Here is a 23,196-nt window from a genome sequence, read left to right as displayed (position 1 = left end):
ATGCCCCGCGCTGTACCCCTCGCCGGCAGTTCCTAGGCGCGGTCCTTCGCGCCTGCGTGCCCACCGTCCAGCAGTTTCCGTTCCCGGCGGGGGACCAGCAGCGTCCTGACCAGCAGGCCGGCAAGGAGCGCCCAAAACGCCGACCCGATCCCGGCGAACGCGAGCCCCGAAGCGGCCATCAGGAATGTGACGGCCGGGGCGATGCGGTCCTCGGCATCAGCCAGCGCCGAGGAAACGGACGCCGCGAGCGTGCCCAGGAGCGCCAACCCGGCCACGGCTTCCAGCATGCCCGCGGGGGCCGCACTGACCAGGGTGACCAGCGCGGCCGAGAATGCGGCCAGCACCAGGTAGGCCAGCCCGGAAGTAAATCCTGCAACCCAGCGCCTGCTCCGGTTGCTGCCGGCCTCCTCGCCGGCAGCGAGGGCCGCGCTCAGTGCGGCAAGGTTGATGGCATGGCCGCCGAACGGCGCGCCCAGGACGGTGCCGGCACCGGTCACCAGCATCGATGCCCGCCACGGCGTGGCAAAGCCGAACGAGCGCAGCACCGCCACACCCGGAACGTTCTGGGAGGCCATGGTGACCACGAACAACGGCAGGGCAATGCCCACCATTGCCTGCAGGCTGAAGGACGGCGTGGTCCACACGAGTTCCGGCAGCACCCCTCCCGTTCCTACACCCGTTCCTGTGGCAGCCAAGGATACGGCGATCACTCCCAGCGCCACCACAAGAGCCGCAGGGACAGCCCAGCGCGGGGCAAACCTCATCATGAGCAACCAGCAGGCAATGACCGGAGCCACAAAGAGCGGAACGGAACCCAGTGCGGTGAACGGTGCCAGGCATAACTGCAGCAGGACGCCGGCCAGCATAGCCTGGGCGAGCGACGCGGGGATACGCGCCATCAGCCGGCCGAGGGCAGGGATAAGCCCGGTCAGGGCTATCAGCACCCCGGCGGCAAGGAAGGCTCCGACGGCGGCCGGCCAGCCGCCGTCGGGCGTTCCGGACGTGACCAGCAGCGCTGCGCCCGGCGTGGACCAGGCAAGCGTGACCGGAACCTTGGACCGCCAGGCAAGCAGCAGGACGCCGACGCCGACCGCCAGGGTGAGTGCCAGCAGGCCCGAGGCAGCCTGGGCCGGGTTGGCCCCCACGGCCTTGAGCCCGGCGAGGACGACAGCGAAAGAGGACGTAAAGCCCACCAGGGCCGTGACAATACCGGCAACGACGGGCCGGGAATCGAAGGAGGAGGGCCCGGACGTCCGGCCGGGGCGGGTGGGTGCGGAAGACTTCGCCATACCGGCAGGTTATCCGTGGTTGCGGCCCGGGTGGCAATTGCGATGCCCGCTGCACCACAGGCCGCCCTGTCAGCCAGTCGGGCTCTTGCCGGGGAGAGTGGCGCCGGCCAGCAGCCATGAGGCATTTAAACGCCAAAGGCGCGGGCGCCGCCTCCCGGCGGGACCCGCGCCCCGTTGACGTGCTGGGGCAATGCCCCGGCCGAGATCCTTACGGAGTCCTGTCAGCCGGCGGTGCCGGATTGACGGGATTGACCGGGGGGACCTGCTCTGCGGCAGGTGCCTCGCCAGGGGTCCCATTCTTGTCCACGAGCTTGGAAGCGCCATCCTGGACCTTGTCGACGTGGCCGGCGTACTTGCCACCGGTTTTCTGGTCGACGAAGTCGCCGGCTTTGGTGATGCCGTCCTTGATGGTCTGCTCGTTTCCGCGGATAAGACCCTGTGCCTTGCCCTTTAGATCGTCAATCAGTCCCACGAGCACCTCCCTTCGGTCGCGGAGCCAGGTCGCTCCTTGCGCAATCGATCCTAGCCCCGTGGGAGGGCAGTTCCAAGGACATTGGGGATATTTGGCGTTCGCCCGCAGCGGATGGGGCCGAAAACGGCAACAAAAAAAGCAGCTCTTCACGAGCTGCTTTGAGTGTGGGCGATACTGGGATCGAACCAGTGACCTCTTCCGTGTCAGGGAAGCGCGCTACCGCTGCGCCAATCGCCCGGAACCGGAGGACCGGCCAATGGGTTGTAAAAGGAGAGCGGACGACGAGATTCGAACTCGCGACATCCACCTTGGCAAGGTGGTGCTCTACCAGCTGAGCTACGTCCGCAATTGCGTTCCGGCCGGGACCGGACTGCTGTTGGCAAGTTACCTTGCCGAGTGGGCGATACTGGGATCGAACCAGTGACCTCTTCCGTGTCAGGGAAGCGCGCTACCGCTGCGCCAATCGCCCATGCTGATCCGGAGGGTATCCGAAAAACCATGGTTTTCACCGAGGTGGGTACGGGATTCGAACCCGTGTATACGGCTTTGCAGGCCGCTGCCTCGCCTCTCGGCCAACCCACCGTGTAAGCGCCGGTTTAGCAACCGTTGCCGTGACAGTGTCCTGCGAGCGGACGACGAGATTCGAACTCGCGACATCCACCTTGGCAAGGTGGTGCTCTACCAGCTGAGCTACGTCCGCAGTTTGGAGGTTCGATTTCTTGCCGTTTCGGCATTTCCTCGCTTCCAACGAGTAAAAACAATATAGGAGGTTCCGGGAAAGTCCAAATCGACTGATCCGGCTGCTTCGCTCATGCCCCTGCATCCCAGCAACCGCGCGGAATGCCGGGACTTACAAGCGTGTAATTCCTGCATTCCCTGCCGCCCATTCCGCCGCGGCATGCAGGAATGTGGGGCGTGTATCCGAGGGGACGGGCCACGAAAGTGGGACATCCGCGGGGGTTGTCTTTGGGAGCCGGAGGCCGATTTTTGAAATGGCCACCGGGTGGGCTAGCATTCAAATGCATCGGGGCGATTGGCGCAGTGGTAGCGCGCTTCGTTCACACCGAAGAGGTCACTGGTTCGAACCCAGTATCGCCCACCGCAGAAGGTCCGTTTCCGCTCATCAGCAGCGGAGGCGGACCTTTTTTATGCCCGGGCCTGGCTCCCGGAGATTTTGTCGGCCCCCTGTGAAAGAGTCTTTTGTATGACTGATCCGCTCCTCGCCCATGCCACCGAATACGGCCGGATGTATGCCCGGTCCACATCGGAGCAGTTCTCCGTGCCTTCCATCACTACAGTCATCAGCCAGCAGCCGCACGGCCTGGACGGCTGGTTTGGCTACATGGGGGCAAGCAGCCTGGCCAAGGACCCGCTGTTGTCCGATTGCCTGGGCAGCCCGTCGAAGATCAAGCAGGCCATCAACCGGGCGGCCAAAGCCGCTGAGACGTATCGGGACGATGCCGCGCGCCGCGGGGACCGTGTCCACACGTACTGCGAGCAGGTTGCACTGCGAGCCCTGGGACGCCCGCATGCCATGAAGGAAGCGCGGGAAGCGCTGGCTGCCAATGGGGAGGAAGCCTTCGCCGTGCGGTTCGATGAATGGTGGGAGCTTTTCCGCGTGGAGCCCCTTGCTCCGGAAATCACTGTGTGGAACAAGGCAGTAGGGTACGCCGGCACCCTGGACCTGGTGGCGCGGATCAATGGCCGCATCTGCCTTATCGATTACAAAACCAAAGGCACCACCCGTGACGGCCAAGTCAAGTCCCTCGACGACAAAGTGGTGATGCAGCTGGTGGCCGGCATGAAGGCCGAGGAGAGCCTTGTGGATCCGGTGGCGGGTACCTGGGAACCGTGGAAGTACGGGGAAGACCCGGTCCTTCTGGCGGTAGCCATCGGGGAAACGGAGGTCCGCCCGGTGCGGGCCAACCCCGAGGTCCTCAAGCACCACTGGTGGAAGTTCTGCGCCCTGCGGCGCGTGTGGGAGCTCTCGGCAGACACCATCAGTGCCGGCACCGCCCTGCTCCCTATCGCCCCGCCGCCGCTGGCCCAGGCCCGCACCGCCTAGCGCCTAAACTGGATTGGTCCCATTGCCGCCAACCGTGAGGAAAATCCGCGCATGGCTATTCTGAATATCCGCATTATCGGCGATCCCGTGCTCCGCACTGTGGCCGATCCTGTGACGGAATTCGGGCCTGAACTTGCCAAGCTGGTCGCCGACATGACCGAAACCATGGAAGACGTGGATGGCGCCGGCCTCGCCGCGCCCCAGATCGGTGTCAGCAAGCGCGTCTTCACCTACCGGATTGACGGCGTCGAAGGGCACATTATCAACCCCGTGCTCGAAAACAGTGACGACTACCAGCCGGACCATGTGGAGGGCTGCCTGTCCATCCCGGGCCTGGGCTTTCCCGTACGCCGTTTCCGGGCCACCCGCGTCACCGGCGTGGACATGCACGGCAACCCTGTCACCATCGAAGGCGAGGGCATGCTGGCCCGCTGCTTCCAGCATGAGAACGACCACCTGGACGGCATCCTCTACACAGACCGGCTGGAGGGGGAGGACCGGAAGGCCGCCCTGCGCTCCATCCGCAACGCCAACTACGACTCCGTCACGGAGCGCACCACAGCCAAGCGCGCCAAGACCGTGGGGTCCAGCTTCGGTGGAGCGAGCTTCGGCGGGTCCGGTACGGCTGGCTCCAGTTTTGGCAGCGCCGGGTGAGGGTCCTGTTCGCGGGGACTCCCGCTGTCGCAGTTCCCTCCCTGGATGCCCTCATCGCGGCCGGATTCGACGTCGTTGCCGTCCTGACCCGCCCGGACGCTCCGGTTGGGCGCAAACGCGTCCTCACGCCGTCGCCGGTTGCAGCGAGGGCCCTCGAGCTGGGGCTGGATGTCATCTACGCTGCAAAGGTTGACGACGCCGCCGTCGAACAGATCTCGGCCGCTGCCCCCGACGTCGCAGCCATCGTGGCTTACGGCGGGCTGGTTCCCCCCGCAGCCCTGGCCATTCCCCACCACGGCTGGATCAACCTGCACTTTTCGCTGCTGCCCGCGTGGCGCGGTGCCGCACCCGTGCAACGCTCGGTGATGGCCGGCGACGACGTCACCGGCGCGGTGACCTTCCAGCTGGAGAAGGGGCTCGACACTGGACCGGTGTTCGGCACCCTCACCGAGTCCGTCGGCCCGGAAGACACGGCCGGCCAACTCCTGGAACGGCTCTCGCACAGCGGCGCCGTCCTCCTGGCGCAGACCCTGTCCGCGATCGAAACGGGCAAGGCATCTGCGGTGCCCCAGGCCGGAGACGTATCGCTGGCGCCAAAACTCACCCTGGAAGACGGGCACTTGAACTGGCACCACCCGGCCCTGGCGATCGGTCGACAGGCCCGTGGCGCCACCCCCGAGCCCGGAGCCTGGACGCTCCTGGACGGCCAGCGTGTAAAGCTCGACCCTGTGCGGCTGCGTCCGGATGTTGAGGACCTCGCACCGGGTGCCCTGGCGGTTCACGGCAAGAGCGTGCTGGTGGGCACGGGTTCCCACGCTGTGGAGCTGACCCGCATCCAGCCCGCCGGAAAAAAGATGATGGCCGCGCCCGATTGGGCCCGCGGCATTGGTTCGCTGGAAGGCGTGGTATTCGAATGAGTGGATCCGGTACGAATTCCGGTGGTGCACAGCAGGGCCGTCCGTCCGGCCGCGGGCGTGGCGCGAGCCAGAACAGCCGTGGCCAGGGCGGCCCGCGGGAGAACAGCCGCCGCGACGCCCAGGGACGGGAACGGAACCGTGGCCCGCAGCGGAACTTCACCGAAAACGCGCCCGCACAGCGCACGCGCCGGGCGGACCCCGCCCGGCTCGTGGCATTCGAAGTACTCCGCGCCGTTGCGCAGGAGGACGCCTACGCGAACCTCGTCTTGCCGGCCCGGATCCGGCAGCACCGGCTGGACAAGCGCGACGCCGGGTTCGCCACCGAACTGAGCTACGGCGCGCTAAGGGGACAGGGAACCTACGACGCCGTCCTGGCGCGCTGCGTCGACCGGCCGCTGGACCAGCTGGACCCTGCAGTCCTGGATGCGCTGCGCATCGGCGTCCACCAGCTTCTTGCCATGCGCGTCCCGGCCCACGCGGCGCTGGACCAGACGGTGGGCCTCGCCCGCGCCGTCATAGGTGCAGGACCCTCCGCCCTGATTAATGCGGTCCTTCGCAAGGTCAGCGCCCACAGCCTGGATGAGTGGCTGGACCTGCTGGTAGCGGACGAAACCGATGAAACCCGCATCGCGTCACTCCGCCACGCCCACCCCGAATGGATCGTCCGGGCCATGCGCCAGGCACTGGTGGCCCACGGCCGCCCCGTCGGGGAAATCAACGCCCTGCTCGAAGCGGACAACGCAGCCCCGGTGGTTAACCTGGTGGCCCTTCCCGGATTGGGGAACCTCGACGAAGCGCTTGAAGACGGCGCCACCCCGGGTGAACTTGTTGAAGGGTCCGCCCTGTCCAGCGGGGGAGACCTGGGACGGTTGTCCTCGGTACGCGCAGGCACCACCCGGGTACAGGACGTCGGCTCGCAACTGGTGGCCCGTGCAATGGCTGCGGTGGAGCTGGGAACCGCCGAGTCCGATGCCGCAGCGCCTGAAGCCTGGCTCGACCTCTGCGCCGGACCGGGCGGTAAAGCGGCACTGCTCGGCGCCCTCGCCCGGGAACGGGGAGCCACGTTGCTGGCGAACGAGCCCGCACCGCACCGCGCCAAACTGGTAAAACAGGCCCTATCCGCCGTCCCGGACGACACCTGGCAGGTGCGCACCGGGGACGGCCGCGAGGTTGGCGCAGAGCAGCCGGAATCCTTTGACCGCGTCCTGGTGGATGTGCCCTGCAGCGGTTTGGGGGCATTGCGCCGCCGCCCTGAATCCCGCTGGCGCCGCTCGCCCAAGGACCTCGCGGACCTGGGGCCGCTGCAGCGCGACCTGCTCACTTCGGCACTGGCAGCGGTCCGGCCCGGGGGAGTCGTTGCGTACGTGACCTGCTCGCCGCATCCCGCCGAAACCACCGCAGTGGTATCGGACGCCCTGCGGAAACGTGATGACCTGGAACTCCTTGACGCCGGGGCTGCGCTCGACGCCGTCAGCCTCACCGGAAACCTGGGTGCAGGGCACGAACTGACCGCGCAACTGTGGCCCCATGTCCACAGCACCGACGCCATGTTCCTGGCCCTCATCCGGAAAAAGGCCTGACGCCACCCTTCGGCACACGCACCCCAGCCACCCTTCGAAAGGCATCCCCGTGACGCAATGCTGCATCAACCCGAGCATCCTCTCGGCCGACTTCGTCAACCTTGAGGCCGAGCTGAAGCGCATCAGCAACGCCGACGCCGTGCACGTGGACGTCATGGACAACCACTTCGTCCCCAACCTCACCATCGGACTGCCGGTGGTGCAGCGGATCCAGGCGGTCAGCCCAATTCCCCTGGACGCCCACCTGATGATCGCCGACGCCGACCGCTGGGCGCCTGGTTTCGCGGACGCGGGCCTGGCCTCCGTCACGTTCCATGCAGAGGCCTCCATCGCGCCCATCAAGCTGGCCCGTGAACTCCGCAGCAGGGGCGCGAAAGCCGGAATGGCATTGCGGCCGTCCACACCCGTGGAACCGTACCTGGACATGCTGTCCGAACTGGACATGCTGCTCATCATGACCGTGGAACCCGGTTTCGGCGGCCAGGCTTTCCTTGACGTCACCCTTCCCAAGATCCGCCGCGCCCGCGCCGCCATTGACGGTTCCGGCATCGGCGTGGCCATCCAGGTGGACGGCGGGATCACCGAGGAAACGATCACCCGCGCCGCGGAAGCCGGAGCCAACGTGTTCGTAGCCGGCTCCGCTGTCTACGGGGCCGACGACCCCGCCGCCGCCATCGAGCGGCTCCGCGATGAAGGCAGCCGTTCGTTACGGAAGGCGACGGCGGAATAAGAAGAAGCCACATCCGGTTGTGGCACAATAACAACACACATACGTGCTCCGGGGTCGGTGTAAGTCCGAACCGGCGGTGACAGTCCGCGACCCGCGAACCGATAGTTTTTCCTGGCAGGCCAGGCGAAGCCCCGGTGAACGGTTGAACCGGTGAAATTCCGGTACCGACAGTTAAAGTCTGGATGAGAGAAGCACGTACAGCTGTATCTTCGGCGCCCTTGGGCTCCGAAGCGTTCTGCTGTCGTATACCCCCGGAGCCATCGCGGTTCTGACAGGGAAGGAACGACACACAGACATGGACCTCCTGCGATGGCTCTTTGACGCTCAGATCCCCGTGGGGGGATCTGTCCTGATATTGAGAGAAGTGCTGGGCAACATTTTCGGCCTGGCAAGTGCATTCGGCGGCATGCGCCGCAAAGTTTGGGCCTGGCCCGTGGGCATTGTTGGCAACCTGCTGCTGCTCACGGTCTTCCTGGGCAACGTCTTCGGCTCCGCCACCCCGGCCACCCTGTGGGGGCAGGCCGGCCGCCAGGTGATGTTCATCGCCGTGGCTGCCTATGGCTGGCAACGCTGGAAGCAGGGCCGGAGCGCCGATGGCGGGAACACCGCCGTCGTGCCCCAATGGGCCAGCAACCGGACCCGGCTCATCCTCGCGGCAGCGCTGGTGGCCGGCACCATTGCCCTGACCCCGCTGTTTGATTCCCTTGGGTCCTACCCGCCGGTGTGGGCTGACGCCTGGACCTTCGTGGGATCGCTCCTGGCCACCTACGGCATGGCGCGGGGCTGGACCGAGTTCTGGCTCATGTGGGTGGCCGTGGACATCGTAGGTGTCCCGCTCCTGTTCAGCGCCGGCTACTACGCCAGCGCCTTCATGTACCTCTTCTACGGCTTCTTCACCCTCGCCGGGTTCTTTGTCTGGTGGAATGCCTCCCGCAGGGCTGGCAAAGCTGGCGGGCGCGACGAGCAGCCAGCCTCGGTGGAAACCGCCTTTCCGGACCCGCGGGTGAAGCTCTGATGGCCGCCGAACTCCGGGTGGCCGCACCCTTCACCCCCGCGGAAGTCCAGGCCATGGAGCACGCCCTCGAAGCAGCCCTGCAGGGGCCGCGCGGCGCCAACCCCTTGGTGGGCGCCGTCGTCGTAAGCCCTGACGGCCGCGAACTTGCCACCGGATACCACCGCGGCGCGGGCACCGCCCACGCGGAGGCTGATGCCGTGGCCCGCGCTCTGGAAGCCGGCGTGGACCTTGCCGGCTGCACCATGGTGGTGACCCTTGAACCCTGTAACCACGTGGGCCGGACCGGACCGTGCACGGAAGCGATCATCGCCGCCGGTATCACCGATGTTGTCTACGCCGTTGACGATCCCCACGACCCTGCCGCCGGCGGAGCAGCAACCCTGCGCAACGCCGGTATCTCGGTCCGCAGCGGCCTGGCGGCGGCGGAATCCCTGGAACTGAACCGCCGGTGGTTCGAAGCGGTGGCAGAAAAGCGACCCTTCACCACCCTCCACATCGCGCAAACCCTCGACGGACGCATCGCAGCCGAAGACGGCACCAGCCAGTGGATCTCCAGCCCGGAATCCCTGGCCGACAACCACGGGATCCGGAGCCGCATCGACGCCATCCTGGTGGGAACCCAGACCGTCGCGGTGGACAACCCCCGGCTGAATGCCCGTGACGCCTCGGGCAACCCGGCAGCGAGGCAGCCGGTCCGCGCCGTCATGGGCCTGCGGGACATTCCCGACGACGCCGCAATCCTGGGCGACGACGGCCTGGCCGTCCACCTTCCCACCCGGGACCCCCGCGAGGCATTGACCACCCTGTACGCCTCCGGAACCCGCCACGTCATGGTGGAAGGCGGTTCACGGATCCTCAGCGCGTTCCTCACGGCAGGGCTGGTGGATGAACTGATCGTCTACCTGGCACCCACACTGCTCGGTTCCGGCACATCCTCGCTGGACGGGCTGGGAATCAGCACCCTTCCGGACGCCCAGCAATGGGAGTGGGACGCTTCCGACGGCGGCGCCGTGCGCACGCTGGGCCGCGACCTGAGACTTCACCTGAAACCGCAACGCCACGTTGCACCTGACCCACAACCGTCCCGCGAAGCTGCGCGACAAGCCCAGGGAGGCTACTGATGTTTACCGGAATAATCGCCGAACAGGGAGAGGTGCTCGCCGTTGAGCGCGACGGCGATACCAGCGCCACCGTCCGGCTCCGCGCCCCCGGCACCACCGAGGGACTAGCCCTGGGCGGCTCCATCGCCGTCAACGGCGTCTGCCTCACCGCAACGGACATCGACGGCAAGGAATTCAGCGTCGACGTCATGGGCGAAACCCTGGTCCGGAGCACCATCGGCGAACTGGCCGCAGGCGACGCCGTCAACCTGGAACGGTGCGTCCCCGCAGGAGGGCGGCTGGACGGCCACGTGGTGCAGGGCCACGTGGACGGCGTCGGCGTCCTCCTGGAACGCGAGCCGCTGGGCAACTGGGAGCGGCTCCGCTTCGGCGTCCCCGCCAACCTGGCCCGCTACATTGCCGAGAAGGGCTCCATCGCCATCGACGGCGTCTCCCTCACCGTGACGGCCGTCAGCGCGGCCGCGGAAGAACAGCCCTGGTTCGAAGTGGGACTGATCCCCACCACCCTGGCCGAGACCGGACTCGGAACCAAGACCACCGGAAGCCGGGTCAACCTGGAAGTCGACGTCCTCGCCAAGTACACCGAACGGCTGCTCTCGTTCCGCACTGTTAGTACCGGGGACGCCGGTGCCGCCGGCACCGGGGCCGGGGGCACCGTTGCGGCAGCACCGGGTGGTGCCCTGTGAACGGGACTGCGCGCCTGGAACCCGGAGCCGTGCCGGCCGTGGTTCCCACCCGCGGGTTGGATTCCATCGGGGACGCCGTCCGCGCCATGGCAGCGGGAAAGCCGGTGCTGGTGGTGGACAACGAGGACCGGGAAAACGAAGGCGACATCATCTTCGCAGCCCAGCACGCCACGCCCGCACTGATGGGCTGGACCATCCGCTACAGCTCCGGCGTCATCTGCGTGCCGTTGACGGGGGAACGGGCAGACGCACTGGAACTGCCGCCCATGACGGCAGTCAACGAGGACGCCAAAGGCACTGCCTACACGGTGTCCTGCGACGCCGCCATCGGTGTCAGCACCGGCATCTCCGCCACTGACCGTGCCCTCACGGCACGCGTCCTGGCGGATCCGCAGGCCCTCCCCGCGTCAGTGACCCGCCCGGGGCATATTTTTCCGCTCCGTGCGGTTGACGGAGGTGTGCGGGAGCGCCAGGGCCACACCGAGGCCGCGGTGGACCTGTGCCGCCTGGCGGGACTCGAACCGGTCGGCGTCATCGCGGAAGTGGTGTACGACGACGGAGAGATGATGCGCCTGGACGGGCTCCGTTCGTTCGCAGCGGAACATGGGTGCCCATTGGTCTCCATCGAGGACCTGGTGGCGTATCTTGAAGCCGGGACCGGGGGAGGCCTGGATCAGAATGTCCGGACTGTTCCGGGCGGAGAAAAGGAGAAGCGATGACGGCATCGGCAGCCAGCGACGACAGCCAGAACGGTCACCGGAAGCACCACACCGGCAACGGTGGGGCTCCACACCCCGTCAGCGGCGGTCCCATTGTGCAGCTTCCCACCGCCTTCGGTGACTTTGTGGCGCAGGCATGGACCGACCTCGTGACCGGCGTGGAGCACCTTGCCGTCAGTTCGCCCAACCCGCCCAGCGACGGAAAGGCGCCGCTGGTGCGGCTGCACTCGGAATGCCTGACCGGTGACGTCTTCGGCTCTTACCGTTGCGACTGCGGCGAACAGCTGGCCTACGCCCTGGAACTGATCCATGAACACGGCGGCACCCTGCTGTACCTGCGCGGCCAGGAAGGCCGCGGCATCGGCCTGGCCAACAAGATCAAGGCCTACGCGCTGCAGGAAGCCGGTTTCGATACCGTCGAGGCCAACGAACAGCTGGGCCTGCCCGTGGATGCGCGCTGCTACAAGGCCGCCGCCCAGGTGCTCGCCGAGATGGGCCTGCACGAGGTCCGGCTGCTGAGCAACAACCCGGACAAGCAGAACCGGCTTGCCAAGGCCGGCGTCAAGGTAGTGGAGATGGTTCCCACCGAGGTGCCCTCCCGCGAGCAGAACATCCGGTACCTGCGGACCAAGAAGGACCGCATGGAACACCGGCTGTTGCTGGACACCGGGGCCGACCCCGTGCCGGTACCGGGCCCTGACGGTCCGTTCCGCCACGAACAAGACTGACCTGACCACACCACTGAACCACCAGACTGAACGGACACCTCGCACCCATGAGCGGACACGGCGCCCCCGATATCGACCTCACCACCCTCAACCTGGCCGAAACGTCGCAGCTCCGGCTCGCGATCATCGCGGCCAGCTGGCACACCCAGATCATGGACGGCCTCCTGGAGGGCGCCCTGCGGGCGGCCAAGGACGCGGGCATCAACGAACCCACAGTCATCCGGGTACCCGGCAGCTTTGAGCTCCCGGTAGCGGCCGCACGCCTGGCCCCACACTTCGACGCCGTGGTGGCGCTCGGCGTCGTCATCCGTGGCGGCACCCCGCACTTCGAGTACGTCTGCCAGGCCGCGACGTCGGGACTCACCGACGTCAGCGTCCGCACCGGAGTGCCGGTGGGCTTCGGCGTCCTCACCTGCGACACCGAACAGCAGGGCCTGGACCGGGCCGGTCTGCCCGGCTCCAAGGAAGACAAGGGGCACGAAGCCGTCACCGCGGCACTGGCCACCGCCGTCGTCCTCAAGCAGTACACGTAGCCGCCTGGCACCAGGCAGCGCCGAAAGCCATGGGCGGGCGCGGTGTGTATTCGCTCACATCGCGTCCGTCATGGAACGGCCCGGGAAGCGCCCGCCATGCCGCAGCAAGTAGGCTGGAGGGCGTGAAGAATTTCGAGACGCTGTTCGCTGAGCTCAGCGAGAAGGCAGCCACCCGCCCGGAAGGCTCCCGCACCGTCGCTGAATTGGACTCCGGTGTGCACGGCATCGGTAAGAAAGTCGTTGAGGAAGCAGCCGAAGTCTGGATGGCTGCCGAATATGAATCCGATGAAGCCGCGGCCGAGGAAATCTCCCAGCTGCTGTACCACCTGCAGGTTCTGATGCTCGCCAAAGGCCTGACCCTGGAAGACGTCTACAAGCATCTGTAGCCACCGGCCCGGCGCGCACCCCGCCGCCGGTCCAGCCGTGGCCTGCACTGCCTGAACACCCAGACATTCCATCCAGAAAGAACACCCCAATGCTGCGAGTTGCCGTCCCCAACAAGGGATCCCTGTCCGAAGCCGCCTCCGCGATGCTGTCCGAGGCGGGCTACCGCCAGCGCCGCGACAGCCGCGAACTGGTCATGGTGGACCCGGACAACGACATCGAGTTCTTCTTCCTCCGCCCGCGCGACATCGCCGTGTACGTGGGCCGGGGAACCCTCGACGTCGGCATCACCGGCCGCGACCTCCTGCTGGACGCCGAGGTGGAAGCCGAAGAACTGCTGCCCTTGGGATTCGCAGCCTCCACCTTCCGGTTCGCCGGGCCCGTGGGCGATTTTGCCTCCGCCGAGGAACTCGACGGCAAGCGCCTCGCCACCAGCTACGACGGCCTGCTCCGGGGCTACCTCGCCGAGCGCGGCATCAACGCCAAGGTGGTACGCCTTGACGGCGCGGTGGAGTCCTCAGTCCGCCTGGGCGTGGCCGACGCCATCGCTGACGTGGTGGAAACGGGCAACACCCTCAAGGCCGCCGGCATGGAAATCTTCGGCGATCCCATCCTCAAGTCCGAGGCCGTCCTGATCCGCCGAACCGGCGGGACAACCAACGGCACCGCCAAGGAAGTCGACGTCCTCATCCGCCGCCTCCAGGGTGTCCTGGTGGCCCGCCAGTACGTCCTCATGGATTACGACATCCGCAAGGAACTGGTGGAAAAAGCGGCTGCCCTGACCCCCGGACTTGAGTCGCCCACCGTATCGCCGCTGCGTGACTCCGACTGGGTGGCCGTCCGGTCCATGGTTCCCAAGAAGGAAACCAACCGGATCATGGACGAACTGTACGATCTCGGTGCCCGCGCCATCCTGGTCAGCAGCATCCACGCCTGCCGCATTTAGCGCCGGACACCCACTCAGCACCGCAGATTTCTCCAGGAGTACCCATGGCAGTAGCAGTCCGCGTCATTCCCTGCCTTGATGTTGACGCCGGTCGCGTCGTCAAGGGCGTCAACTTCGAGGGCCTCCGCGACGCCGGCGACCCCGTTGAACTTGCCCACCGCTACGACAATGCGGGGGCCGACGAACTGACGTTCCTCGACGTCACGGCGTCCTCGGGAAACCGCGAGACCACCTTTGACGTGGTCCGCCGCACCGCCGAGGAAGTCTTCATTCCGCTGTGCGTTGGCGGTGGCGTCCGCGGCGTGGCCGAGGTGGACAAGCTCCTGCGGTTCGGCGCGGACAAGGCCGCCATCAACACCGCCGCCGTCGCCCGCCCGGATGTCATCGACGAGATCACCCGGCACTTCGGTTCGCAGGTCCTCGTCCTGTCGGTGGATGCCCGCCGCACCCGTCCCGGATCCAAGCCCACGGCGTCGGGCTTCGAAGTGACCACCCACGGCGGACGGACCGGTACCGGAATCGACGCGATCGAGTGGGCGAAGGAGGCAGCCGACCGCGGGGTGGGCGAAATCCTGCTGAACTCCATCGACGCTGACGGAACCAAGGACGGCTTCGACCTGGAAATGATCCGGATGGTCCGCGCCGCCGTCAAGGTGCCGCTGATCGCCTCGGGCGGCGCCGGGGAGCCCGCACACTTCCCGCCCGCTGTGGCGGCGGGGGCTGACGCCGTCCTGGCCGCCTCGATCTTCCACTGGGGCCCGAACGACATGATGCACCAGGTCAAGGACGCCATCAGGAACGCCGGCTTCGAGGTCAGGTAGTCCCCACCCGCTCCCTAACCTCGCTTCGCTTCGGCGAGGGAACCCTGCGGGCGTGGGCCCAGACTTTAAAGGCCGACTTCGGCTGACTGGAGGAGCGCGACGGCGTCCGGCTGGCCTTCGAAGGTGACCAAGGCGTGGCGGGTACGGCCGTGGGCGTGCATCAGCAGTTCGCCCGGCTCCCCAACGATGGCCACCGATACGGGTGCGCGCTTGGCGACGTGGCGGGGACCGGACGGGCGGACCAGCACGATGCCCAGATCCACACCGCGGTAGAGGATGGCTGCGCGCTTGACGAGTTCATCCCAGAGGGCGTCGGAGTAGGCCTCGTCGAGGGCGCGGGGCGCCCAGCGGTCGACGGCCCGGCGGACATCCTCGGTGTGCACGAAGTACTCGATCAGGTTGGCACTCTCATCCAGGGCCCTGATGCTCATCGGGGAGAGAGCCGGGGGACCGGCGCGGAATGTATTGACCAGGCCTGCGTAGTCCTCGGTGCTGGTCAGCTTCGCAGCCAGTTTCGCGGTGGCCTGGTCTGAGGCCTTGGCCAACCGCTTGATGATCAGGCCAAGCCCCACGGCGGCCTTCCGCTCGCGCAGGTAAAGGTGCGCGGCGAGGTCCCTGGTGCGCCACCCCTTGCAGAGCGTGGGCGCGTCAGGGCCGGCCGCAAGCAAGGTTTCGGCCAGGACTTCTCGGGACGGTTCGACGAAATGCATCACTTGGAAAACTAGCATGAGAGGCCCGAAGTTGGGCAGCACGGCCCCTGCCGCTGGCGTGCCGTTGTTCACATCGGGTCCGGCTTTAGCCAAGGCACTAGACTTGACCTGATGTCTGAGCAGCCTGCCCCCGTACAAACCACCGCCCAAACCACCGGTGCCGCCCTGCCCGGCGCTGCCTTGCCCGGCGCTGCCGGGGGCGCTCCGGAAACCTCCGCACCTGCGAGCCCCCTTCCGGCGGCGCTTGCCGCCGCGCTGAAGCGTGACAACGCAGGCCTGGTGGCCGCCGTCGTGCAGCAGTACGACACCAACGAGGTCCTCATGCTCGGCTGGATGGATGACGAGGCGCTGCACCGGACCATGACTACCGGGCGGGTCACCTTCTACTCGCGGTCCCGCCAGGAGTACTGGCGCAAGGGGGACACGTCCGGCCATGTCCAGTGGGTCAAGTCCGTAGCCATGGATTGCGACGGCGACGCCCTGCTGGTGCGGGTGGACCAGGTGGGTGCCGCCTGCCACACCGGCACCAGGACCTGCTTCGACGGCAGGGGCCTGGACGTGCTGACCGCGGCCAACGGCTGAGCCCCGCACCGCAGGCCCACCCGGCAGAAGGGGAGTACGGCTCCCCGCAGAACTTCAGGCGCCCGGCGCAGCCGGCACTTCTAAGAACAGGCGGAAAAGCATAGCCATGCAGGACCTTGGAACCATCAGCCCCAGCCTTGAGGAATTCCGGGAGCTGGCCGGCCACAGCCGGGTCATTCCGGTACGACTGAAGGTGCTGGCGGACGCCGAAACCCCCATTGGCCTGTACCGCAAGCTGGCGCAGGGCCAGCCCGGCACGTTCCTGATGGAATCCGCTGCTGTGGGCGGCACATGGTCCCGCTACTCCTTCATCGGCGCGAAATCCCGTGCCACGCTCACCACCAAGGACGGCCAGGCGCACTGGCTGGGCGAACCGCCGGCGGGCGTTCCCGTGGACGGCAGCCCCGTAGACGCAATCCGTGACACCATCGATGCCCTCCGCACTGACCGGTTCGACGGCCTGCCCCCGTTCACGTCCGGGCTGGTGGGCTTCCTCGGCTGGGAAACCGTGCGGCACTGGGAACGGCTGGTGAGCCCTCCCGAGGACGACCTCCACCTGCCGGAGATGGCGCTCAACCTGGTCACCGACATGGCCGTCCACGACAACGTGGACGGTACTGTCCTGCTGATCGCCAACGCCATCAACTTCGACAACAGCACAGAGCGCGTAGACGAGGCCTGGCACGATGCCGTGGCACGGGTCAAGGCGCTCCTGGCCAAGGTCAGTACCCCGGTGGTGCAGCCGGTCTCCGTGCTTGCCCCAGCCGCCCTGGACTTTGCCTCCAGTGTCCACGAACGCTGGGACGAAAATGATTATCTGGCGGCGCTTGACCGTGGCAAGGAAGCGATCGTTGACGGCGAAGTGTTCCAGGTGGTCATCTCGCGCCGGTTTGAAATGGAGTGCAAGGCCTCCGCGCTGGATGTGTACCGCGTGCTGCGCAACACCAACCCCAGCCCGTACATGTATATCTTCAGCCTCGAAGACGCCGAAGGCCGGGAGTACTCCATCGTGGGGTCCTCACCCGAAGCCCTGGTGACGGTCACCGGCGAAGAGGTCATCACGCACCCCATCGCCGGATCCCGGCCCCGCGGTAAGACGGTCGAGGCTGACAAGGCCCTGGCGGAGGAACTGCTCGCGGACCAGAAGGAACGCGCCGAGCACCTCATGCTGGTGGACCTCTCCCGCAACGACCTCTCCAAAGTCTGCGTTGCCGGAACCGTCGACGTCACCCAGTTCATGGAAGTGGAGCGCTTCAGCCACATCATGCACCTGGTATCCACCGTGGTGGGCCAGCTGTCCCCGGCCGCGAAAGCCTACGACGTCCTGAAGGCCACGTTCCCGGCCGGTACGCTTTCCGGCGCCCCCAAGCCGCGGGCGCTGCGCCTGCTCGACGAGCTGGAACCGCACCGCCGCGGCATCTACGGCGGTGTGGTGGGCTACCTGGACTTCGCCGGGGACATGGACATGGCCATCGCCATCCGCTCCGCCCTTGTCAGGGAGGGCCGGGCCTATGTCCAGGCCGGCGGCGGCATCGTGGCAGACTCCGTGAATCCCACCGAAGCACTCGAGACCGTCAACAAGGCGGCCGCCCCGCTGCGCGCGGTGCATACCGCGGGTTCCCTTCATGACATCACGGCCGACTCCCTGCCCGGCGGCGATTCCTGATGCCTGACCCAAGCCCCGCACCGGGCCAGGCAGTGAAAACCCGGAAGACAGCTCCGGCGTGGTCGCGGAAGTCCACGGTGGTGCTGCTCATCGCCGTCCTGGCCCTGGCTGTCTTCGGCGCCACCACCCAGACCTGGATGACTGTCACCCTGGACCCCAGCCAGGCCGGCGCCGGCCAGGAACCGTTGCAGGTCCAGGGCAGCAAGGCTGCCACCGCGGTGACGGCCCTCGCCCTGGTGGCCCTGGCAGGCGGGCTCGCCGCAGCCATCGCCGGCAGGATCGCCCGCTGGATCATTGCGGCCATCATCGTCCTGGCTTCGGCCGGTATTGTCGCCGCGGCGGGGACCGTTCTGGCTGACCCGCTGGCGGCGTCGCAGGGATCCATCGGTGCGGCCACGGGCGTCACCGGCACCCAGGCCGAGGTGGCGCTCACCGCTTTCCCGGTGCTCGCCGTCGTGGCCGGTTGCCTTCTTGCCCTGGGCGGGTTGCTGATCCTTCCCGCGTCCCGCCACTGGGCGGCACGGACCAAATATGACGCCCGCGCCGTGGCCGGAACTGCGGCGGCCACCGGCCCCGTGGACGAGATCGACAGCTGGGACAGGCTCTCGCGCGGCGACGACCCCACCTGATCCGGCAGATGGCCGCCGGCCCGGGCCCGCGGGACAGCGGGCCGGTTCCGGATCACCGGCCAAAAAATGGCAGAATGTAAGCAGTATCCACCCTGAGGAGATTTTCCATGAGCAAAGCACCTGCGTCCGTTTCCAAGTCCGGCACCCGCCAGGTAGCCCCGGGCGCCATTGACCACAGCCAGGAGCTGGGCCACGGCAACAGCCCCGCCGCATGGACCTGCGTCATCGTCATGCTCGTCGGTGCACTCATCATGTCCATCGCCTTCGTCATCGCCAACACCCCCATCTTCATTGCGGGCGGCGTGGTCATGGTGGTGGGCCTGCTCCTCGGTTACGTCATGCGCAAGGCAGGTTACGGCGTCGAAGGCAGCAAGCTCAAGAACTCCGGCCACTGATGGCAACTGTTCTCGACGACATCAACGCCGGTGTCCGGGAGGATATGGAGGCCAGGAAGCGGCTCGTTTCCCTGGCTGAACTAAAGGACCTCGCGCAGGCTGCCGCGCCCGCCCGTGACGCCTGGGCGGCACTGGGCGGACCCTCACCGTCGCGCCACCAGCTCAAGGTCATCGCCGAAATCAAGCGGCGGAGCCCCTCCAAGGGGGACCTCGCCAGCATCGGCGATCCCGCCTCCCTCGCACGGCAGTACGCCGACGGCGGTGCCGCCGTCATCAGTGTCCTCACGGAACAGCGCCGCTTCAACGGCTCCCTTGCCGACCTCGATGCCGTCCGCGCCGCCGTCGACGTCCCGCTGCTGCGCAAGGACTTCACCCTGGATGAGTACCAGATCTGGGAAGCCCGGGCGCACGGTGCGGACCTGATCCTGCTGATCGTCGCTGCGCTGTCTGACGCCCAACTGGCCGACTTCAGCGCGCTCAGCCACGAGCTCGGCATGAACGTCCTCGTGGAAACGCACACGGAGGAGGAAATCGACCGTGCCGCCGCGGCAAACGCCCGCATCATCGGCGTCAACGTGCGCAACCTGAAGACGCTCGACGTCGACCGGTCCGTGTTCGCCTCCCTTGCGGGCCGGATTCCGGCCGGCGCAGTGGTGGTAGCCGAGTCCGGTGTCCGCGACGTGGACGACGTCACGCACTACGCCGCCAGCGGCGCCGACGCCATCCTGGTGGGCGAGGCCCTGGTCAGCCATTCCACGCCGCTGGAGCGCATTGCGGAGTTCACCGCCGCAGGTGCCGCCGCCATCGCGGCCCGGGGCTGACCGGCACACGACTGCCGGCAGCCCGCGCGGCTGCCTGCCGGTCCATTGTCGCGGTACAACTGTCCGGGCGGCCCAGCCCGGACCCATACTTTGATCGAACTACTGGAACAGGACGGGACTGATGGCCGACGCACCTTCAGGAAACGCTGACAACAAAGCCGCAGACGCATTCCTGCAGGACGGCTCCCTCCGGCACGCCCCGGGGCCGTACTTCGGGTCCTTCGGCGGACGCTGGATGCCTGAATCGCTCATCGCTGCCCTGGACGAGCTCGAGGAAACCTTCGACAAGGCCAGGAACGATCCTGATTTCCGGGCGCAGATCGCAGACCTGAACAAGAACTACTCCGGCCGGCCCTCACTGCTCACCGAAGCGAAGCGCTTCTCGGAGCACGCCGGGGGAGTCCGCGTCTTCCTCAAACGCGAGGACCTGAACCACACCGGTTCGCACAAGATCAACAACGTCCTGGGGCAGGCCCTGCTGGCCAAGCGGATGGGCAAGACCCGCATCATCGCCGAGACCGGCGCGGGGCAGCACGGCGTTGCCAGCGCGACGGCCGCAGCGCTGCTGGGACTCGAGTGCGTCGTTTACATGGGCGCCGAGGACTGCCGCCGCCAGGCGCTCAACGTGGCCCGCATGGAGCTGCTCGGCGCAACGGTCATCCCCGTCACCAGCGGCTCGCAGACCCTGAAGGACGCCATCAACGAGGCCCTCCGCGACTGGGTGGCCAACGTGGCAAACACCCACTACTTGCTGGGCACCGCCGCCGGCGCCCACCCGTTCCCGGCCATGGTCCGCTACTTCCACGAGGTCATCGGCGAGGAAGCCCGCGCCCAGATCCTTGAGCAGGCCGGCCGCCTTCCGGACGCCGTCTGCGCCTGCATCGGCGGCGGTTCCAACGCCATCGGCATTTTCCATGGCTTCCTCGACGACCCGTCCGTCAGGATCTACGGCTTTGAAGCCGGCGGCGACGGTGTGGAAACCGGACGGCACGCCGCCACCATCACGCTCGGCAAGCCGGGCGTGCTGCACGGTGCCCGTTCCTACCTCATGCAGGACGACGACGGCCAGACTATCGAGTCCCACTCCATCTCCGCCGGACTGGACTACCCCGGCGTCGGACCGGAGCACTCCTACCTGTCCGACATCGGCCGGGTCAGCTACGAACCCATCACCGACAGTGAGGCGATGGAGGCGTTCCGCGTCCTGTGCCGCACCGAGGGCATCATCCCCGCCATCGAGTCTGCGCATGCCCTGGCCGGCGGCATCAAGGTGGGCCAGCGGCTCGCTGCCGAAGCGGCAGAAGCCGGCGAAACTGCCGCGGACAAGATCATCATCATCAACCTCTCCGGACGCGGCGACAAGGACGTGGCCACCGCGGCTGAGTGGTTCGACCTGTTGGACAAGGATTCCGCCGAATCGGAAATCGGCAAAGAAGGGGAGCAGCTGTGAGCACCGCACAGGCGGCCGATAAGGCACAGACCACTAGCAAGTCCGCAGCAGCCATCGACAAGGCCCGCGCCGAAGGCCGCGCCGCACTGATCGGCTACCTCCCCGCCGGGTTCCCCACCGTGGAGCAGACCATTGCCGCCGGCATCGCGCTGGCGGAGAACGGCGCGGACCTGATCGAGATCGGCATCCCGTACTCGGACCCCGTAATGGACGGCCAGGTCATCCAGGCCGCCACTACCGAGGCCCTGGCCAAGGGCTTCCACGTCCGGCAGGTCTTCGACGTCGTGGAAGGCATCACCAGCAAGACCGATGCCGCCGTCCTGGTGATGACCTACTGGAACCCCGTGGTCCGGATGGGCGTGGACGAGTTCTCCCGTCGACTCGCCGAGGCCGGGGGAGCAGGGCTCATCACCCCGGACCTGATCCCGGACGAGGCCGCCGAATGGTTTGAAGCGTCCGACAAGTACGGCCTGGACCGGGTCTTCCTGGTTGCGCCGTCCTCCACCGCCGAGCGCATGCAGCGCACCGTCGACGCCAGCCGCGGCTTCGTCTACGCCGTATCCATCATGGGCGTCACCGGCGCGCGGACCTCCGTGAGCTCCGCTGCCAAGGACGTCGTGTCCGCGGCCCACGCCGCCGGCGCCGAGCGCGTCTGCGTGGGCCTGGGTGTCTCCACCGCCGACCAGGTCCGCGAGATCGCTGCGTACGCCGAAGGCGTCATTGTGGGCACCGCACTGGTGGCGGCCGTCCGCGACGGCGGTGTTGACGCCGTCGCGGCCCTCACGAAGGACCTCAGCACGGGCCTTTCGCGGGAAACCGGCCACGCCGGGGAAGAAGCCTAAGCGGATGCAGGCCCTCCTCGCCGCCGCCGAACTGGCGCCCACCCTGGTCCCCGCCAGCATCCCCAGCCCCGGCTGGTCCGGATTCGACATCCCCCTGCCGTGGGGTTCCCTCCGCATCCACGCCTACGCCCTGTGTATCCTGGCCGGCATCATCGCGGGCCTCTGGCTCACGTCCGTCCGCTGGGCGAAGCGCGGAGCCCCGGAAGGCAGCGTCTGGGACATTGTCATCTGGGCCATCCCGTTCGGCATCATCGGCGGCCGGCTCTACCACGTGTTCTCATCCCCGGACGCCTACTTCGGCCCTGGTTTCGACGGCACCGGCGACCTGTCGCTGATTCCGCAGATCCAGCGCGGCGGACTGGGCATCTGGGGTGCCGTGGTGCTCGGCGTCATCGGTGCCTGGATTGGCTGCCGGCGCAGCGGCGTCAAGCTCTCCGCCTTCCTGGACGCCGCAGCACCGGGACTGCTCCTGGCCCAGGCCCTTGGCCGGTGGGGCAACTGGTTCAACCAGGAACTCTTCGGCGGTCCCACCACACTGCCCTGGGGCCTGCAGATTGACGCGGACAACCCGAACTTCCCCGCCGGAGTCCCGGCGGACACCCTGTTCCACCCCACATTCCTTTACGAATCGCTGTGGAACATCGCCGGCGTCGTGATCCTGCTTGTCCTGGACCGCCGCTTCAATTTCCGCCGCAGCCGGCTCTTCTGGCTCTACGCCATGTACTACACGCTGGGGCGTGTGTGGATCGAAGCCATGCGCATTGACGACGCCGAGCAGGTTTCGCTGTTTGGGATCACCACGCGGCTGAACGTCTGGACCAGCATCCTTGTCTTCGTCGTGGCATTGGTGGCCTTCATCCTGCTGGGCCTGAAGAAGCGTACGGAGCCGGACACGGTTTACCTTCCGGGCCGGAAACCCGCGGACAAAGCGGTGGAAAAGCGCGCGGACGCGGATGCGCCGGGAGACATCACACGGACGGATGAGGAGGTCCGTGATGCGGACTCTGTTGTCTCAGATAGTGAATCGCGTGATAATCTCCCTGATAACCAAAGCGGTTCCAGGCCTGCTTCCGTCCCCGCGGAGAAGGTCCAGGCAGCACCGGCCGGCGGCAAGCCGAGCCCGGACGCAGCGGCTTCCGGACACTCCGGCAGCACAGCCACCGGAACGGCACCGGAAACCGGCAGCAGCAAGTAGGGCGCCGGCCAAGGCAGGGCAGCAGAGCCACCGCTCGAAGGGCCCGAAACCACAATGTCGTGGCATGGGGCCGAACTTGGACAGCATAGAGCTGCCGTCCGGTGAAGCCCTGGGCAGGGGCCTGCGTAACTGTTAGTTCAGCAGGCCGGGCTGACCTACAATTTCCAGTAAATAACACTTTGTTGTGCCCATCACAGTGGCGCCGACGAGTGGGGCCAACGGTGTCCCTTCCATACGCACGATCAG

25 protein-coding genes, 6 tRNA genes and 1 riboswitch are annotated in these 23,196 nt (G+C 67.1%); of the genes, 23 read left to right on the top strand and 8 right to left on the bottom strand.

All coding sequences use genetic code 11. The features are described 5' to 3' along the window. Positions 1-32: 32 nt before the first annotated feature. From AC1DBN_RS15270 to AC1DBN_RS15240, 7 genes are all read right to left on the bottom strand, one after another. A complete protein-coding gene (locus AC1DBN_RS15270; RefSeq protein WP_091719630.1) occupies positions 33-1,289 on the bottom strand; it encodes a benzoate/H(+) symporter BenE family transporter in 1,257 nt (418 codons plus the stop codon). A 208-nt stretch (positions 1,290-1,497) separates the two neighbouring features. Further along, positions 1,498-1,761 carry an antitoxin gene (locus tag AC1DBN_RS15265; protein ID WP_091723947.1) on the bottom strand — a complete coding sequence of 88 codons (264 nt, stop codon included), beginning with the start codon at positions 1,759-1,761 and terminating at the stop codon, positions 1,498-1,500. Between the two features lie 165 nt (positions 1,762-1,926). Beyond that, positions 1,927-1,998 (bottom strand) — tRNA-Val (locus AC1DBN_RS15260). 36 nt (positions 1,999-2,034) lie between these two features. After that, positions 2,035-2,107: transfer RNA gene (locus AC1DBN_RS15255), tRNA-Gly, on the bottom strand. A 51-nt stretch (positions 2,108-2,158) separates the two neighbouring features. After that, positions 2,159-2,230, bottom strand: a tRNA-Val gene (locus AC1DBN_RS15250). A gap of 42 nt (positions 2,231-2,272) precedes the next feature. After that, positions 2,273-2,343: transfer RNA gene (locus AC1DBN_RS15245), tRNA-Cys, on the bottom strand. Positions 2,344-2,388: 45 nt separating this feature from the next. Beyond that, positions 2,389-2,461 (bottom strand) — tRNA-Gly (locus AC1DBN_RS15240). Positions 2,462-2,788: 327 nt separating this feature from the next. Here AC1DBN_RS15240 and AC1DBN_RS15235 point away from each other — a divergent pair. The 15 genes from AC1DBN_RS15235 to hisF all read left to right on the top strand — a co-directional run bounded on the left by AC1DBN_RS15235 (position 2,789) and on the right by hisF (position 14,660). Beyond that, positions 2,789-2,860 (top strand) — tRNA-Val (locus AC1DBN_RS15235). A gap of 105 nt (positions 2,861-2,965) precedes the next feature. Then, positions 2,966-3,826, top strand: a complete 861-nt coding sequence (locus AC1DBN_RS15230; protein WP_314213368.1) for a PD-(D/E)XK nuclease family protein — start codon at positions 2,966-2,968, stop codon at positions 3,824-3,826. 51 nt (positions 3,827-3,877) lie between these two features. Further along, complete coding sequence (gene def / locus AC1DBN_RS15225; RefSeq protein WP_477723574.1) at positions 3,878-4,480, top strand: peptide deformylase; 603 nt, start codon at positions 3,878-3,880, stop codon at positions 4,478-4,480. Beyond that, a complete protein-coding gene (fmt, locus tag AC1DBN_RS15220; protein WP_091719636.1) occupies positions 4,477-5,397 on the top strand; it encodes a methionyl-tRNA formyltransferase in 921 nt (306 codons plus the stop codon). The genes def and fmt overlap by 4 nt, the downstream gene beginning before the upstream one ends. Then, complete coding sequence (locus tag AC1DBN_RS15215; protein WP_091719638.1) at positions 5,394-6,977, top strand: RsmB/NOP family class I SAM-dependent RNA methyltransferase; 1,584 nt, start codon at positions 5,394-5,396, stop codon at positions 6,975-6,977. Before fmt ends, AC1DBN_RS15215 begins: the two co-directional genes overlap by 4 nt. Positions 6,978-7,026: 49 nt before the next feature. After that, positions 7,027-7,707: a ribulose-phosphate 3-epimerase gene (gene rpe, locus AC1DBN_RS15210; RefSeq protein ID WP_091719640.1), complete on the top strand. Its 681-nt coding sequence runs from the start codon at positions 7,027-7,029 to the stop codon at positions 7,705-7,707. Positions 7,708-7,746: 39 nt separating this feature from the next. Next, positions 7,747-7,906, top strand: a riboswitch (FMN riboswitch). Positions 7,907-8,002: 96 nt separating this feature from the next. After that, on the top strand, positions 8,003-8,722 hold the full coding sequence (gene pnuC, locus AC1DBN_RS15205; RefSeq protein WP_314213365.1) for a nicotinamide riboside transporter PnuC: 720 nt from the start codon (positions 8,003-8,005) through the stop codon (positions 8,720-8,722). Then, a complete protein-coding gene (gene ribD / locus AC1DBN_RS15200) occupies positions 8,722-9,843 on the top strand; it encodes a bifunctional diaminohydroxyphosphoribosylaminopyrimidine deaminase/5-amino-6-(5-phosphoribosylamino)uracil reductase RibD (RefSeq protein ID WP_091719644.1) in 1,122 nt (373 codons plus the stop codon). Before pnuC ends, ribD begins: the two co-directional genes overlap by 1 nt. Beyond that, positions 9,843-10,529 (top strand): riboflavin synthase, encoded by a 687-nt coding sequence (locus AC1DBN_RS15195; RefSeq protein WP_091719646.1) that lies wholly within the window; start codon positions 9,843-9,845, stop codon positions 10,527-10,529. Before ribD ends, AC1DBN_RS15195 begins: the two co-directional genes overlap by 1 nt. Beyond that, a complete protein-coding gene (gene ribB, locus AC1DBN_RS15190) occupies positions 10,526-11,248 on the top strand; it encodes a 3,4-dihydroxy-2-butanone-4-phosphate synthase (RefSeq protein WP_091719648.1) in 723 nt (240 codons plus the stop codon). The genes AC1DBN_RS15195 and ribB overlap by 4 nt, the downstream gene beginning before the upstream one ends. Next, a complete protein-coding gene (ribA, locus tag AC1DBN_RS15185) occupies positions 11,245-11,976 on the top strand; it encodes a GTP cyclohydrolase II (protein WP_091719650.1) in 732 nt (243 codons plus the stop codon). Before ribB ends, ribA begins: the two co-directional genes overlap by 4 nt. Before the next feature lie 47 nt (positions 11,977-12,023). Beyond that, positions 12,024-12,509 carry a 6,7-dimethyl-8-ribityllumazine synthase gene (ribH, locus tag AC1DBN_RS15180; RefSeq protein WP_477723573.1) on the top strand — a complete coding sequence of 162 codons (486 nt, stop codon included), beginning with the start codon at positions 12,024-12,026 and terminating at the stop codon, positions 12,507-12,509. 122 nt (positions 12,510-12,631) lie between these two features. After that, complete coding sequence (locus tag AC1DBN_RS15175; RefSeq protein WP_015936881.1) at positions 12,632-12,895, top strand: phosphoribosyl-ATP diphosphatase; 264 nt, start codon at positions 12,632-12,634, stop codon at positions 12,893-12,895. 89 nt (positions 12,896-12,984) lie between these two features. Continuing rightward, positions 12,985-13,839: an ATP phosphoribosyltransferase gene (gene hisG / locus AC1DBN_RS15170; protein ID WP_091719652.1), complete on the top strand. Its 855-nt coding sequence runs from the start codon at positions 12,985-12,987 to the stop codon at positions 13,837-13,839. A 44-nt stretch (positions 13,840-13,883) separates the two neighbouring features. Further along, positions 13,884-14,660: an imidazole glycerol phosphate synthase subunit HisF gene (gene hisF / locus AC1DBN_RS15165; RefSeq protein WP_314213364.1), complete on the top strand. Its 777-nt coding sequence runs from the start codon at positions 13,884-13,886 to the stop codon at positions 14,658-14,660. Positions 14,661-14,725: 65 nt separating this feature from the next. Here the strand turns inward: hisF and AC1DBN_RS15160 are convergent, their stop codons facing one another. Next, complete coding sequence (locus tag AC1DBN_RS15160) at positions 14,726-15,370, bottom strand: TIGR03085 family metal-binding protein (RefSeq protein WP_314213363.1); 645 nt, start codon at positions 15,368-15,370, stop codon at positions 14,726-14,728. A gap of 111 nt (positions 15,371-15,481) precedes the next feature. Here AC1DBN_RS15160 and hisI point away from each other — a divergent pair, with 111 nt between their 5' ends. From hisI to lgt, 8 genes are all read left to right on the top strand, one after another. After that, positions 15,482-15,952: a phosphoribosyl-AMP cyclohydrolase gene (gene hisI, locus AC1DBN_RS15155; RefSeq protein ID WP_477723572.1), complete on the top strand. Its 471-nt coding sequence runs from the start codon at positions 15,482-15,484 to the stop codon at positions 15,950-15,952. A gap of 106 nt (positions 15,953-16,058) precedes the next feature. Continuing rightward, positions 16,059-17,618 (top strand): anthranilate synthase component I, encoded by a 1,560-nt coding sequence (locus AC1DBN_RS15150; protein WP_477723571.1) that lies wholly within the window; start codon positions 16,059-16,061, stop codon positions 17,616-17,618. Beyond that, positions 17,618-18,247: a Trp biosynthesis-associated membrane protein gene (locus AC1DBN_RS15145; RefSeq protein WP_314213360.1), complete on the top strand. Its 630-nt coding sequence runs from the start codon at positions 17,618-17,620 to the stop codon at positions 18,245-18,247. Before AC1DBN_RS15150 ends, AC1DBN_RS15145 begins: the two co-directional genes overlap by 1 nt. A gap of 107 nt (positions 18,248-18,354) precedes the next feature. Continuing rightward, entirely contained in the window at positions 18,355-18,642 is a 288-nt protein-coding gene (locus AC1DBN_RS15140; protein WP_015936888.1) for an HGxxPAAW family protein, read from the top strand. Beyond that, positions 18,642-19,463 (top strand): indole-3-glycerol phosphate synthase TrpC, encoded by an 822-nt coding sequence (gene trpC / locus AC1DBN_RS15135; RefSeq protein WP_477723570.1) that lies wholly within the window; start codon positions 18,642-18,644, stop codon positions 19,461-19,463. The genes AC1DBN_RS15140 and trpC overlap by 1 nt, the downstream gene beginning before the upstream one ends. 121 nt (positions 19,464-19,584) lie before the next feature. Continuing rightward, on the top strand, positions 19,585-20,913 hold the full coding sequence (trpB, locus tag AC1DBN_RS15130) for a tryptophan synthase subunit beta (RefSeq protein WP_314213358.1): 1,329 nt from the start codon (positions 19,585-19,587) through the stop codon (positions 20,911-20,913). Continuing rightward, positions 20,910-21,755, top strand: a complete 846-nt coding sequence (gene trpA, locus AC1DBN_RS15125; RefSeq protein WP_314213357.1) for a tryptophan synthase subunit alpha — start codon at positions 20,910-20,912, stop codon at positions 21,753-21,755. The genes trpB and trpA overlap by 4 nt, the downstream gene beginning before the upstream one ends. 4 nt (positions 21,756-21,759) lie before the next feature. Further along, positions 21,760-22,950, top strand: a complete 1,191-nt coding sequence (gene lgt / locus AC1DBN_RS15120; protein WP_314213356.1) for a prolipoprotein diacylglyceryl transferase — start codon at positions 21,760-21,762, stop codon at positions 22,948-22,950. The last annotated feature ends 246 nt before the right edge of the window (positions 22,951-23,196 follow it).

The organism is Pseudarthrobacter sp. 10T415, assembly GCF_056394175.1.
This window is presented reverse-complemented; position numbering and strand designations above follow the sequence as displayed.